The 13,349-nt window shown below is 45.1% G+C and carries 12 protein-coding genes; 4 read left to right on the top strand and 8 right to left on the bottom strand.

From position 1 onward, the window contains the following. Positions 1-36 precede the first annotated feature (36 nt). The 4 genes from AB6E85_RS00290 to AB6E85_RS00275 all read right to left on the bottom strand — a co-directional run bounded on the left by AB6E85_RS00290 (position 37) and on the right by AB6E85_RS00275 (position 5,274). Positions 37-1,212: a MalY/PatB family protein gene (locus AB6E85_RS00290; RefSeq protein ID WP_372140955.1), complete on the bottom strand. Its 1,176-nt coding sequence runs from the start codon at positions 1,210-1,212 to the stop codon at positions 37-39. Between the two features lie 12 nt (positions 1,213-1,224). Beyond that, entirely contained in the window at positions 1,225-2,577 is a 1,353-nt protein-coding gene (locus AB6E85_RS00285) for a Na+/H+ antiporter NhaC family protein (protein WP_372140953.1), read from the bottom strand. Positions 2,578-2,722: 145 nt separating this feature from the next. Next, a complete protein-coding gene (locus tag AB6E85_RS00280) occupies positions 2,723-3,727 on the bottom strand; it encodes a LacI family DNA-binding transcriptional regulator (protein ID WP_048611949.1) in 1,005 nt (334 codons plus the stop codon). Between the two features lie 119 nt (positions 3,728-3,846). Beyond that, on the bottom strand, positions 3,847-5,274 hold the full coding sequence (locus AB6E85_RS00275; RefSeq protein ID WP_372140951.1) for a PLP-dependent aminotransferase family protein: 1,428 nt from the start codon (positions 5,272-5,274) through the stop codon (positions 3,847-3,849). Between the two features lie 124 nt (positions 5,275-5,398). Here AB6E85_RS00275 and AB6E85_RS00270 point away from each other — a divergent pair, with 124 nt between their 5' ends. Then, positions 5,399-6,298 carry a DMT family transporter gene (locus tag AB6E85_RS00270; protein WP_048611675.1) on the top strand — a complete coding sequence of 300 codons (900 nt, stop codon included), beginning with the start codon at positions 5,399-5,401 and terminating at the stop codon, positions 6,296-6,298. Positions 6,299-6,401: 103 nt separating this feature from the next. Here AB6E85_RS00270 and AB6E85_RS00265 read toward each other — a convergent pair whose 3' ends face one another. Next, a complete protein-coding gene (locus AB6E85_RS00265) occupies positions 6,402-6,827 on the bottom strand; it encodes a DUF3010 family protein (protein WP_017069797.1) in 426 nt (141 codons plus the stop codon). Between the two features lie 260 nt (positions 6,828-7,087). Between AB6E85_RS00265 and AB6E85_RS00260 the strand changes: the two genes are divergently transcribed. Next, positions 7,088-8,725, top strand: a complete 1,638-nt coding sequence (locus tag AB6E85_RS00260; RefSeq protein ID WP_372140949.1) for a methyl-accepting chemotaxis protein — start codon at positions 7,088-7,090, stop codon at positions 8,723-8,725. A gap of 173 nt (positions 8,726-8,898) precedes the next feature. On the opposite strand, the gene AB6E85_RS00255 is transcribed toward AB6E85_RS00260, so the two are convergent. After that, a complete protein-coding gene (locus AB6E85_RS00255) occupies positions 8,899-9,246 on the bottom strand; it encodes a DUF3316 domain-containing protein (RefSeq protein WP_048613063.1) in 348 nt (115 codons plus the stop codon). Between the two features lie 209 nt (positions 9,247-9,455). Between AB6E85_RS00255 and AB6E85_RS00250 the strand changes: the two genes are divergently transcribed. Both AB6E85_RS00250 and AB6E85_RS00245 read left to right on the top strand, forming a co-directional pair. After that, entirely contained in the window at positions 9,456-10,325 is an 870-nt protein-coding gene (locus AB6E85_RS00250) for a LysR family transcriptional regulator (protein ID WP_048611669.1), read from the top strand. A gap of 3 nt (positions 10,326-10,328) precedes the next feature. After that, a complete protein-coding gene (locus AB6E85_RS00245; protein ID WP_372140947.1) occupies positions 10,329-11,018 on the top strand; it encodes an endonuclease III domain-containing protein in 690 nt (229 codons plus the stop codon). 5 nt (positions 11,019-11,023) lie between these two features. Here the strand turns inward: AB6E85_RS00245 and AB6E85_RS00240 are convergent, their stop codons facing one another. After that, positions 11,024-11,242, bottom strand: a complete 219-nt coding sequence (locus tag AB6E85_RS00240) for a hypothetical protein (RefSeq protein WP_081228951.1) — start codon at positions 11,240-11,242, stop codon at positions 11,024-11,026. Between the two features lie 230 nt (positions 11,243-11,472). Continuing rightward, positions 11,473-13,134 (bottom strand): methyl-accepting chemotaxis protein, encoded by a 1,662-nt coding sequence (locus AB6E85_RS00235; protein WP_081228950.1) that lies wholly within the window; start codon positions 13,132-13,134, stop codon positions 11,473-11,475. Positions 13,135-13,349 lie beyond the last annotated feature (215 nt).

Raw genomic sequence — 13,349 nt, 5'->3', positions numbered from 1 at the left:
CTTTGTTGTTTGGATTGGGTTACGTTTTCTTATTGCTTACCTATCTTCACTAAATGCTACTTTAAGTCGCACCAAAGCGTCTGCTAATACTTCTGCAGGACACCCTAGATTCAATCGAATAAACCCTGAGCCTTCCTCGCCAAAGGCACACCCCATACTCGGTACAATTCCGGCTGCAATGAGTTTTTGCTCAAGCTCAGTATCACTTAGTTTCATTGCACGGCAATCAAGCCATGCAAGGTAAGTCGCTTCGGGTTTAGTGAAACGAATATGAGGCAACTCTGTCTTTAGGAATCCGCTCAGCGTTTCTATGTTGTCTTGCAGATACTGTTTTAAGTCCGCTAACCAAGCTTGACACTCTTGATATGCAGTGGTCGCTGCGGACATTGATAGATTGTTGAAGCAATCCATGCCATGAGCATCCAAACGGCGAACAAACTGCTCCTTCAATTCTGCATTGGGGATGATGAAGTTAGAGATTCTCAATGATGACAAGCCAAAAGTCTTACTGGCCGCAGTCGCCACAATAAGCTTGTTGGTTAGCGAACTTGGTAGTTTCAATGTTGAATGAAATGTATTCGGTGCGAGTGCTAGGTCACTCCAAATTTCATCACTGATTAGCCACACATCGTATTTTTGGCAAAGCTTGGCAACTTGCATTATTTCTTGCTCGCTCCATGCTCTGCCTGTTGGGTTGTGTGGATTGCAGAAAATCAACGTTTTGGCACCACTCGCAAAGCAGTCTTCCAAGTGTGCGAAATCAAGCTGGTAATGACCTTCTGATTCAATCAATGGATTGTTCAACACCTTACGATCATTTAGTTCGATGATCTTACGGAATGAACCGTAGCCCGGGCTTTGAATCACGATTTGATCATCCACTTTCGTGAGCATTTGCAACGCCATAGCAATACCGGGCAAAACGCCATGCACCGTTGTAATCCAATCTCGTTTGATTTCGGTTTGATGCTGGTTTTTAAACCAATCGATCGCAGCTTGGTAGTAGTCATCCTGACGTTCTGAGTAACCAAAAACACCATGTGAAATATCTTGAGCTAACCGTTCTAATACTTGTTGAGGTGCTTGGAAATCATAGTCAGACACCCACATAGGTAGCAAGTCGGTGCCTTCTAAGCCAAGCTTCTGCTCCATAAAGTCCCACTTTACCGATCCTGTGTTTCGGCGGTTAATCGTATTGTCGAAAGAATTCATAGGATGTGAGCCTTACTTAGTGCTGTGAGCTAGACAAGTTTCTACGGAGTCTTCTGATTGTTCAGGCTTTGTACGTGCAATACCAAACCCAGTGAATCCATAAATCAGAGCGAAAACGACACCGGTGTAACATTGGATTGCCCAAGGTAGGTAATCTAGCGTTGCAACACCTAGCGTACTCGCCATGTAAATACCTGCAGCAGTCCAAGGTACCAGTGGTTCGATGATTGTGCCTGCATCTTCGATGGTTCTAGATAGGTTTTTAGTGTCTAGCCCCATTTTACGGTAAGCGTTTTGGAATAATTCACCTGGAATAAGAAGGGCTAGTTTGCCGTCAGATGTCGTGAAAACTACTGTAATCGTCGCGATCACAGTTGATGCGATAAGTTGTCCTGTTGAGTGAATCATATGCAAGAAACGACCTAGTACCACATTTAATGCACCGGTTAGGCTTAGAACACCTGCAAAAGAGAACGCACAGAAAACCAGTAGGATGGTGCTCATCATTGAGAACAAACCACCACGGTTTAGCAGCTTGGACACATCAGGAATTAGACCATCAATCGCTGTACCTTTTGCTTCAAACAGAGCGACATTGAAGCCGTCGACATAAGCTTGGAAACCTTGTTGAAGAGAGAAACCTTGTAGAACCATACCTAATACAATCGCTAGGGCAGACGCACCTAACATCAGTGGCAGAACAGGCTTTTTGGTTAACGCACCCCAAAGGATCATTACTGGTGGGATGATCAAAAGGATATTGAAGTTGTATAGGCTATCCAGTCCCGCGAGAATTTGAGTGACCTTTTCTGGTTCACCTACGTTCGCGATATCTGCACTTTGGCCAGCGAAGAAAAAGACAACAGAAGCAATCACAAAACCAGGCAGCGTTGTGTAAAGCATGTGCTGAATATGTTCGTACAATGTGGTACCTGAAACGACAGGCGCAAAGTTTGTTGAATCAGAAAGAGGGGAGATCTTGTCGCCAAAGTATGCACCAGAGACAACAGAAGTAACAAAAAAGGCAGCAATGAGTATGTATTCTGCACTGATGACTTTAAGTCCCCAGTAAACCATGTAAGGGATGGTGCCACTGATCATCCAGCTTGCGATAAGACCGCCCACCGAAACTAATATCAAGATAACAGGCATCGCTTTTGCGAGTTTCTCAACAATGGCGTTGATGATGTCATCCCAGTTGTAGCCCATCTTCCAAGCAATACATGCAGTGAAAGTCGCAGAAATGAGTAGCAGAACTTCAATGCGAAGTCCTAAAACACCGTATCCAATAGCAAGCAGCGCAAACATAACGACTATAGGTGCTAATGCTAATCCGAACGATGGGAGAGGCTTTGAGTTATTCATATTTGTTGTCCTCAGGTGAATGTAGGGTTTGTTCGGAATGGATAATAAGCGTGCTCTAAAATCGAAAGTGCGACTTCAATGCTGTTTTCATGTAAGCGGTTACATGAGGTGTGTGCATGAGATTCTGGTCACATTTTGTCTCATTTTAGTGCTTGATTGACTTAACCGTCTGCCTTTCAACCAGTGTCGCTTCGAATTTATGTTGCTTAGGAGGAGCGTATCCTGCGGCTTTAAGTTTTATGGCAAGGTTAGCCGCATAAGTCGACATCTCGTCGATAGGGTTGTGCATGGTGGTTAACCGAGGGTAAAGGTAGCGAGCGAGCAAAACATCATCAAAGCCGATGACTGAAATATCGTTGGGAACCGAGATGCCTTGATCTTGCAAGCTAGTCATTAAGCCTGCAGCCATTACATCATTGAAGGTGACTGCGGCTGTGACCTCTGGGCATTGGTTTACCAAGATGTCACCTGCCGCTTCACCACCTGATTCACTAAAGTTTTGGTTGATGATCCAGTTAGGTTGTATTTCGATATTGGCCGCTTTCATAGCTTCTTGGTAGCCTTGTAAACGGTCTGTTCTGTCTTGGATTGGAAGGTCGCTCGAGACGTAGGCGATTTTTCGATGACCCATCTCGATGAGGTGCTGCACTGATATTTGAGATCCGAGTTTATTATCTACCCATACAGAGCGATTCGATATTTGAGCAATCGTGCGGTTGAGTAAAACCATTGCAGGTAATTGAGCGGAGTAGCGCAGTAATGTGGTGTCATCGAGCATCTTTGAATGAATGACCATTGCTTCACAACCTTGGCTGATAAGAAAGTCGAGGCCTTCTTTTTCTCGCTGAGCATTGTGTCCGCCACTTACCACGACCAATTGATAGCCATTGGTTCTAGCCACTTCCTCGACACTCTTCGCGACCAGTGCAAAAAATGGATCGGCAAGGTTGCCTGTCAGCAATCCAAGCGTATTGCTGCTTCTACTTGCCAAGGCTGTTGCTCGAGCATCTTTGTGGTAATTGAGCTCTTTTACTGCACGTTCTACGCGCTCTAGCGTGATAGGTTCAACGTAGCAGGTTCGGTTTAATACACGAGAAACCGTTGCTGTTGAAACCCCTGCAAGTGCTGCTACATCTTTTATTGTTGCCACGTTTAATTCTGCCAAGCATAGAAAGGCTGCGAGTGTAGCGAATCTCTAATGTTTAATATGTTAGTAAGGTCAAAGCTATTAACTCTGGACTGAGAATATTAGTCGAATACTGGAAATATCTAACGTACGTGTTTAGCGATTATCTTCGCTAGTGTCACAATCCCTTCTTTCCAATCTTTGGTCTCTTCAATATTGGCGACAGTGAAGCGCAGGCAATGTTTATATTGGTCGTTGGTGCCAAATACTGTTCCGGGTAAAATCCCCAACTTATGCTTCAAACAATCTTGATAGACCGCGTAGCTATCGACCGATTCAGGCAGTGTTATCCAGTTTAAAAAAGAGCCTTCCGGTTTTGATAGGTGGTATTGCCCGACAAGGTGAGGATAGCTATCTAGTGCTTGTATTAACAGGCTTTGGAATTGCTTTTGATTGGTTTGGTAGAGCCGCTTCATCTTAGACAAATGGCTGCGATATTTACCGGTAGTGAGAAATTGCCCCACCGCGGATTGCATCAGGTTTGAGCTGCCCATGTTGTCGCATAAAAGGTACTTTTCGACCAAAGGTTGGTAGCGCCCCGACAGTAACCAACCGATTCGCAAGCGTGAGTCTAAGGTTTTAGACAATGAATTGACGTAGATGACTCTATCTTGGTCGTCAAGCTCTTTGAGGCTAGCGATTGGTGTATCGAATGCCAAGCTACCGAACACATCGTCTTCGATAATTGGTAAAGATCCGGTGATCTCCAGTAACGCTTTTCGATTCGCCAATGGCATTCTTGAGCCGGTTGGGTTAGTAAAGTTTGGCGTTAGTAGTAAGGTTTTCACTTCCCATTTGTCCAACGCACTCTGTAGCGAAGGAATGTCGATTCCGTGGCTAACGCTGCTTGGGATTTCAAGGGCTTGCAAGCCAAGTGATTCAAGTAAAAGTAGATTGCCGAAGTAACAGGGTGACTCGACCGCCACGATGTCGCCGGGCTTGGTGAGCGCACGCAGAGCTAAACTGATTGCCTGTTGAGCACCATGAGTAATCGCAATCTCTTTCGATCCCGCAGGTACACCAAGATCATGGGTGATCTTTAACAATTGCTTTACTAATTGCTCGTCGCCGGGGGGTAATTGGTAATAACCGGGAAGCTGAGTTTGTAATCGACTGTGGCGGCCAATCTCGGCATACAAGCTACGAATCGCAGGATTGTTGATGTTCGGATGTGCGGAGCCTGCCAACAGTTTCAGACGACCTTTTGGACGAGAGAGTACCGATTTGGTGACAGACAACAGATCGACTTTTTGAGGTTGGCTCGATGCATCCCAGCTGGTGGTGTTCGGCGCTTTCACGCGATAGCCAGATTTAGGTACAGAATAAACCCAGCCTGTCGCCTCCAGTTCTTGATAGGCACGAATCACGGTATTTTTGCTCACGCCAAGCTGTTCGCTTAGTTGACGGATTGAGGGAAGGCGATCGTCTGGATGAAAGAGTCCTTTATCGATTTGAGCCTTAATATGTTGTTCGGTAGCAAGGTATTTATTGCCGCTGAGTTCTGCTTCCACGTTTTTCTCCCTCGTTGCTCACTCTCAATCTGTAACCATTAAAAGTGTTATATCTGTATCTTTATTAGTTATCTGTACCCAACTAAGGTAACAGCATTGATGAAGAGTTGACCAGAGGTTTGTAATGCTGATTAAAATGATTCCGTTTGTGTTTGTAATATTGTGGTCGTCAGGTTTTGTCGGCGCTCGTCTTGGCGTGGAATACGCGGAACCCGCAACATTACTTTCACTAAGGATGGTAGCCAACGTGGCGCTGTTCTTGGTTTTGATTGCAATCCTTAAGCGTCGTATCCCTCGTGGTCGAGCATTCTTCCACGCAAGTGTGGTCGGCATCTTGATTCATGGTTTCTACCTTGGTGGCACTTATTTGGCTATTGATATGGGGATGCCCGCCGGGTTGAGTTCTTTACTGGTTGGCTTGCAACCGATTCTTACCGCCTTGATTATGATCAGCTGTACTTCGCAGCGTTTTAATTTTGCACAGTGGTTGGGATTAGCGCTTGGTTTTGCGGGTATCAGTTTGGTGTTGATGGGCAATATTGAATGGCAGTCAGACGACCAAAAAGGCTTGGCAACGTTATTGTGTTTGGTTTCTTTGGTGGGTATTACCTGCGGCACTCTGTATCAGAAGCGCTTCTGTCAGGGGACAGATATGGTCGGCGGTGCGATGGTGCAATACTTGGCTTCTGCGGCGTTGTTTCTGCCGTTCGCAATGCGCTACGAAACCATGCAAGTGAACTGGACTGTAGAATTCACGCTGACTCTAATCTGGCTGGTGGTTGTTCTGTCTTGTGTTGCCATCCTCTTGCTGCTTTACATGGTAGAGCACGGCGCTTCTTCAAGTGTGGCTTCGGTGTTTTACTTGGTGCCACCGACGACAGCAATTCAAGCTTGGCTTATCTTTGGTGAGTCGTTCGATATCTATGGCGCGATGGGCTTCGCCTTGTCTGCCGCCGCGGTTTATTTGGTGGTGAGGAAGCCAGAATGGATTAAGGCTCGCAGACGAACAGTGTTAGAGCGGTAGTTTGTATACCAAAACTCACTCTTCTAGAGTCGATGACTAAAAACAAAAAAGAGCCTGAATATTCAGGCTCTTTCTGTATCAAATATTGGCTAGCGACTTTTGATTAGCGCTTCATCAAGCAAGCGTATGCCGTTGTAAACGGTGCTTCTTGGTATTGCTTAAGGCCAGTTTCTTTGAACTTCATCATTAGAGGGTTACGCTTAAGGCTCTCTTTGATGTCAGCAGGCGATACAACGGTTACGTCTAGGCCGTCGATCAGTTGAATTGCTGCTTCTAGTTTGAAACCAAAGCCACCGCCAGCAAATTTGCCTTTAGTTTGGCGTTGACGAATCACAACTTTGTCTACTTGGTAATCTTCCATTAACTTTGCAAAAGAGAATTGAAAGTCTTTCATATTCTGTGTGTCGTTTGCGTCGCTAATTGAAACTTTAGAAACTCGGCAATCAGGAATGTTAAATACACCATCTGATAGAGAAAGAAGACAGATGACTGCATCGTTACCTTTGATTTCAACACCACAAATTTTCATGTTCTTACCTACTTATTTTAGAGCCCTACATTATGGTGTTATTTCTAACACTTCTCCAGTATTTGCGCGTACTCAGCGGAAAATAAGTCTAAATCAGAGCATACGTTAACGTTTGAGAGTTAACCTCTGGTTGAATAATCACCACTAAAATTAACGACATCGTTTGCTATGAGATGGGGCTCACAAATCCTTAGTGAGATTGCATATGTGTGCTGTATATTGCGCGCGCATCCCTATTTGAAGTGTGGTTATTAATCCCAATGAATATCAATAATCTTTCGATTAAGAGTAAAATCGCGATCCCGCTGTTGGTGATTGTGATTGTTTTTTCTACCGTTACTGTGCTCAACGTTATCAGATCAAATGCTCAAGCTACGATTAATAACGAGCTCAATAATGTGGTTCAGCCAGTGCTAGATAACCTAGAAGATGGCTACCGAGATATCTACCAAATTATCGCTTCGGCACAAGGTCTGTTGCTTGCGAAAGACCAAGCGGCGATCGAGTACCAAAAGTTTGAATTTAAAGACAATGCTTACAAAGCGGTTCCTCGTTTTCAAAGTGTCGAAACCTTGTATCAAGCGGGCGTGTTGGATCCATCTTCACGTGGCGAGTTAGCAAAGCTTGTTAACGCGATGAGTAAGTGGGTGGCACTGCACGAGCCAATGTTCGCTGATCCAGCAAACGCAGACCAATACAATATTGATTACTCACCAGCGCTTGACGCAGAGTTTGCGATCATTCGCACTCAACTGCGCGATATTCGAACTTTGATCGAACTGAAACAGAAAGAGCTTCGCCAGCAAGCTGATGACTCTATTGAATCGAGTAAGTTGATCATTGAAGTAGGTATGGCCGTTGCTGTTTTCGCTGCACTTTTCGCGATGTGGTTATCAAATCGCTTTATCGTTCAGCCAATCCAGAACGTAGAGAAAGCGATGAATGAGATCGCATCGGGCGACGGTAACTTGTCTCAACGTATGAAGGTCGAAGGTAATGATGAGATCGCTCGTTTGAGTTCCGCTTTCAACCAGTTTGTTGGCAAGATCCATGTCACCGTGGAGCAAGTTATTCTCACATCGAACGCAGTACGTGGCGAGATGGAAAACATCAAATCACTCACGCAAAGTGTTGCTGAATTCTCGTCTAATCAACAGCGAGAAAGTGAAGTGGTCGCGGCTGCAGTTCATGAAATGCAAGCAACCAGTGAAGTGGTGAGTGGCAATGCATTAGACGCTGCAACCGCGAGTAACGTTGCAAACCATGAAGTGGAATCGGCTGATACTACGCTTGGCTTAACTGTTACTTCGATTGAACGCCTTGCGCAAGATATCGAGAACGCGGGTGGTGTGGTTCAAGAATTGGACACAGACGTGAAGAACATCGCCTCAATCCTTGGCGTGATCAAAGGCATTGCAGAACAAACCAACCTGCTTGCATTGAATGCGGCAATTGAAGCAGCCCGTGCCGGTGAACAAGGCCGTGGCTTTGCGGTTGTGGCTGATGAAGTTCGAGCGCTTGCGAGCAAAACTCAAGACAGTACAGGCGAAATCCAATCAATGATTGAACGCTTGGAAGTGGGCGCGAAACACGCGGTTGGCGTGATGACTGAAAGCAAAGTGAGTGGCGAGAAAACCATAGTTCAGGCAGGAACGGCAGCATCTTCATTGAGTGAGATTCGCAACTCAATCGGTAAGATGAACGACATGAACACACAAATTGCTACAGCGGCTTCTCAGCAATCCCAAGTGTCTGAAGAAGTGAATAAGAATGTTCAACGCATCGCTGAAAGCACCATGCAAATGGTTGAGATGGCGAGCAGCGCAGAAAATGCATGTATGGCATTGGCCGAACAGTGTGAAGCGCTAGATAGCCTTGTGTCTCAGTTTGAAGTGTAATTTTCAAAATTAGACAGACGACTATGAGCTGATAATGGTTGCTCGTTTGAATTCCATTAATCAGCGCTGAACGAAAACAAGCCCGTACTCTATGAGTGCGGGCTTTCTTTTTGATTAGGTGATCAGTCTTTTGACTAGGTGATCAGTTTTTAGACCGAATCAATCATTCAGTGTTAGCTGCTACGACCGTCTTTGTATGTGTAACGGTAGTCAACTTTTACGTTCGCTTGGTAGTGGATGTCGCCGTTCATGTTAGTGATTTTTTTCACTTCCATATTTGCATCATCAATTTTGAACGAATCGTATTTGGTTGTCTGTTGGAACTGTGGCAGTTCTCTTGAAAGCTCAAAAGGTGTTTTTGCGCTTAACTCATCCATAAGGTTTGTGCCTGCATCGTATGCTTCCGCTTCAGTAACAAATGTATCAGATTTTAACGTTGTTTCTTGAATCGTTGTTTTAGTTGCTGCAAACGCTGTGGTGCTGAGTACAAGAGTTGATGCAAGTATGATTAATTTCTTCATAGGGATACCTTACTTTGTTGTACTAGTGTTTTAGAGATTCTCACCCTAGCAATAGGGGATGAGATTAATGTTAGGACAAAAATATGTTTCTGTAAGGGAATGACTATAGGTGCTGAAGATTAATGCCCGGCGCATATCAAGCAAGGTGACACTGATATCTAACTTCAATACACTGTGTGGGTAACCAAAGTTAAGCATAAGGTAAAGGCATGGCCAATTGGGAAGGGGTAAGTGAGTTTGTTGCAGTGGCAGAGCGTGAAAGCTTTACTGGTGCGGCGCAGAAGCTCGCTACGTCGGTGGCTCAAATCAGTCGTAGAGTAGCAAACCTCGAAGAACGACTCGCGGTGAAACTGCTTAATCGGACGACGCGTAAGGTTTCTCTTACAGAGGCTGGGCAACTCTATTATCAACAGTGTAAGTTGCTGGTCGAAGGTTTAGAAATTGCTGAGCTTGCGGTCACGCAGATGCAATCCACACCCAAAGGTTTACTGAAAGTCACCGCGCCTGTGACTTATGGTGAACGCCAACTCGCTCCAATACTCCATCAATTCTTAAAGCTTCACCCGCAAGTAGAGCTTGAGCTGATGCTGACCAATCAAAAACTCGATCTTATCGATTCGGGTGTTGATGTGGCGATTCGTCTTGGCCGATTAGAAGACTCAAGCCTTGTGGCAAAGAAGCTCTCTCAACGCCAACTTTATGTATGTGCCAGCCCTGAATATATTGAACGTTATGGCGAGCCGCACACATTGTCTGAATTAAATAATCACCAATGCTTGGTTGGTGGATTTGAGCATTGGCGTTTCAAAGAAAATGGTCGCCCTCGTTCGGTTCGTGTTAATGGACGCATTAAGTGCAACAGTGGTTTAGCCTTGTTAGACGCCGCTAAACAGAGCATTGGCTTGGTTCAACTGCCAGAATATTACGTGAGTGAAGATCTTGATTCTGGTGAGTTGGTTGAGGTGCTGTCCGATTATCGAGACGACAAGGAAGGCATATGGGCGCTTTATCCTCAGAACCGTAACTTATCTTCGAAAGTTCGTCTGCTGGTGGACTTCCTTTCTGAGCAATTGGATTAGTTGATGATTGTCGGCCGCCAGGATCTTACTAACCAAAGTGACCTGATACTCAGTGTATTTAATACGCTTGAGCAGCACTATGGCTATTTTGATTGGTGGCAAAGGGAAGACCCTTACGAGATAGTTCTAGGCGCTATTCTGGTTCAGAACACCAATTGGAAGAATGCAGAGAAAGCACTCATCAACTTAGGCGATAAGTGCGACCCAAGGTCAGTCGCTGAGATGGATCTTGATGATCTTGCCCAAAAGATTCGTTCGAGTGGCTACTACAATCAAAAAGCCATTAAGTTGAAGGCCGTGACTGAGTGGTTTTCGAAGTACCAATACGATATGTCGGTGGTGCGAGAACAGGACAAAGATCAGCTCCGAAAAGAGCTATTAGAAGTCAAAGGAATCGGTGGTGAAACGGCTGACGCGATTCTGGTTTATGCGATAGGTAAGCCGTCTTTTGTGATTGATGCGTACGCAAGAAGGATCTTCACTCGCAATGGACTTGATGTACCCAAATCGTATGAAAAATTTCGAGCCTTGATGGAAAGCGTAATTCCACTAGATACCAAAAGGTACGGCTACTATCATGGTTTGTTAGTCGAACATGGTCAGCAGTTTTGTAACCCTAAACCCAAGTGTCAAGATTGCCCGCTTAACGACTCTTGTCTAGAAGCTAAAACTCAAACTCAGACTAAAATTTAGCGAGCTTATGGTTCAATTTCTCCTATGGAATATAAAACCAACTCATCTGGGTTGGTGCCTTCGCCAAGAGTTCGAATGTCTTCGCCTTCTTGTTTGAGCTGAACAATACACTTCATCGCTTTGTTCTGCTCTACACCAATAATGGTTTTCATCTCCGAAGCCGATACGCCAAAGCGAGTGGCTATCAATAAATCGCGAACCTTCTTCTTATCTGAATTAAACATGCAACGTCCCTCTACTCGAATCGATGATTTAGACCAACTCAATAAGCTTAACCAACTTCTGAAAATAGGTACTTAAAATTTATGATGAATAGTGAGGGAGAGGGGGACTTTTCTGTTGGTCTTAAAATTGAATAACTCAAAAAGTTCGGGCTTCAGAATAGAGATTCTGAAGCCCGACGTGTTTTAGGGTTAAGTCGCGTTTGATTGCGGCTTACTAAACCGAAAATGTATTAGACGGTGAAACGATCTACTAAGTGGTACAGCTCATTTGCACGACTGTTGAGGTTTTGGCTACCTGTACGGTTTTGATTCGCGAGTTCGGCCGATTGTGAGCTTTGGTCAGAAATCACCACGATGCGTTGAGATATCTCTTGTCCTACAATATTTTGCTGTTCAGTGGCTGTCGCAATAAGCGAGTTCATGTCCATGATGGTATCAATCGACGCTTGGATCTTCGCCAGTGCTTCGGCTGCGGCATTCGCTTCTTCCACGGTTTGCGCACTTCGGTTTTGACTTGAATCCATCGCTTTCACAGCAGCATCTGAGGCAGCTTTAAGTTGCTCAATCATCTTGTGAATGTCGCCAGTGCTCTCTTGAGTTCGGCTTGCCAGTTTACGAACCTCATCGGCAACCACAGCAAAGCCACGCCCTTGTTCGCCTGCACGCGCAGCTTCAATTGCGGCATTCAACGCGAGTAGGTTAGTTTGCTCGGCAATGTCTTGGATGACCGCCAATGAAGAAGAGATGTTTTGTACATCGCCTTCTAAACGAGACACCACGGTGTTGGCTTCTGAGACTTCGCTCGCTAGGCCTGCCACCGAATCTGCAGCGGCGTTTACGATCTGTTGCGCTTCTTTGGCATTGCCCTCTGCAAGCTTTGCGGAATCCGCCGCTTGGCTAGCGTTGCTAGAGATCTCTTGAGCCGTTGTGGTCATCTCAGTCATCGCTGTTGCAACTTGTTCTGTCTCTTCACGTTGCCCTGTAGCAATCTCGTCGACCTGCGCAGCGCGAGAAGACATACTAGATGTCTCGGCTACTACTTGTTGCCCGACATCACTTACGCTGCGAATGATGGTTTGCAGGCTCGCTACAAAGGCATTGAAGTTCTCGCTGAGCTTAGTGAACTCGGGCGCTTTGAAGGTTTCCATTCGAGCGGTTAAGTCAGCTTCGCCACTCGCGAATGCGCTGATTGAACGATCAAACTGCTCGAGTGGTTGCATGATGGTACGGTTGACGGCAACGGCAAACACAGCAACTACTAGGGCAATCAAACCACAGAAAATTGCGATGGCCGTCAATGAGCTTTGTAACGCGGCATTTGAGCTCTCTTTCATCTCTGCGATGACCGCATCGATGTCGTCAGTATAGAAACCTGTGCCTAGCATCAAGTCCCACTGGGGAACGAATATCGAGTAGCTCAGTTTCGGTAGGGCTTCTGATTGACCAAGTTTTGGAAAGTAGTAGGTGGTGAACTCACCAAGCTTTGAGTTCTTGATCAAGTCACGAATAAGGTAGTTGCCTTTTTTGTCTTGCAGGTCGTAGTAGTTTTTACCAATACCATCGTTATTTTGCCCGACAACCACTCGAACACCTTTCGAGTCATAACCAAAAATATAGCCAGACTCGCCATATTCTAATGTTCTTAATGTTGGTAAGGCTTCTTCTAATGTTGCACCTCTATCCAAAAATGGGCTGATCGAAGAGTAGGCCATTTGTAGATACGCTTTGAGTTCCTTTTCTTTCATCGCCATCATATTGCTACGCGTCGATTCAACTTGCTGTGCGGTTAGCTCGGTGCTCTTCATATACGTCACGCTCATCATGCCAATTGCCATTAGTAGCAACGGAATGAAAGAGAGAATATAAAGGCGGTTTTTGATGGTTAGGGTCATGTCACGCTTCCTGTGTGATTATCTCATGCAATTTTCAACACATTATTAATGTGGTTTTAAAATGTAAATGGACTTGTTGTTGAATTGTTATCCAGAAATGTTTTTGTTTTATAAACATGATGGCGGTTAGGTTTTTGACGTTAGAAGCCTTGCAACTAGGGGCTTAATGATAAAAAGAGCGGTTTGTTACGATGCTTTTGAATTTGCCGCTGCTT

The sequence above is a fragment of the Vibrio sp. 10N.247.311.51 genome, from assembly GCF_041467855.1.
In the GTDB taxonomy this organism is placed as follows: Bacteria; Pseudomonadota; Gammaproteobacteria; order Enterobacterales; family Vibrionaceae; genus Vibrio; species Vibrio coralliirubri.
The sequence above is the reverse complement of the archived record's forward strand: the minus strand, read 5'-3'. Positions and strand labels throughout refer to the sequence as shown.

Coding starts and splice junctions, on each gene's coding strand:
- AB6E85_RS00290 (WP_372140955.1), bottom strand. CDS start 1,212: ATGAATTCTTTCGACAATACGATTAACCGCCGAAACACAGGATCGGTA.
- AB6E85_RS00285 (WP_372140953.1), bottom strand. CDS start 2,577: ATGAATAACTCAAAGCCTCTCCCATCGTTCGGATTAGCATTAGCACCT.
- AB6E85_RS00270 (WP_048611675.1), top strand. CDS start 5,399: ATGCTGATTAAAATGATTCCGTTTGTGTTTGTAATATTGTGGTCGTCA.
- AB6E85_RS00265 (WP_017069797.1), bottom strand. CDS start 6,827: ATGAAAATTTGTGGTGTTGAAATCAAAGGTAACGATGCAGTCATCTGT.
- AB6E85_RS00260 (WP_372140949.1), top strand. CDS start 7,088: ATGAATATCAATAATCTTTCGATTAAGAGTAAAATCGCGATCCCGCTG.
- AB6E85_RS00255 (WP_048613063.1), bottom strand. CDS start 9,246: ATGAAGAAATTAATCATACTTGCATCAACTCTTGTACTCAGCACCACA.
- AB6E85_RS00250 (WP_048611669.1), top strand. CDS start 9,456: ATGGCCAATTGGGAAGGGGTAAGTGAGTTTGTTGCAGTGGCAGAGCGT.
- AB6E85_RS00245 (WP_372140947.1), top strand. CDS start 10,329: ATGATTGTCGGCCGCCAGGATCTTACTAACCAAAGTGACCTGATACTC.
- AB6E85_RS00240 (WP_081228951.1), bottom strand. CDS start 11,242: ATGTTTAATTCAGATAAGAAGAAGGTTCGCGATTTATTGATAGCCACT.
- AB6E85_RS00235 (WP_081228950.1), bottom strand. CDS start 13,134: ATGACCCTAACCATCAAAAACCGCCTTTATATTCTCTCTTTCATTCCG.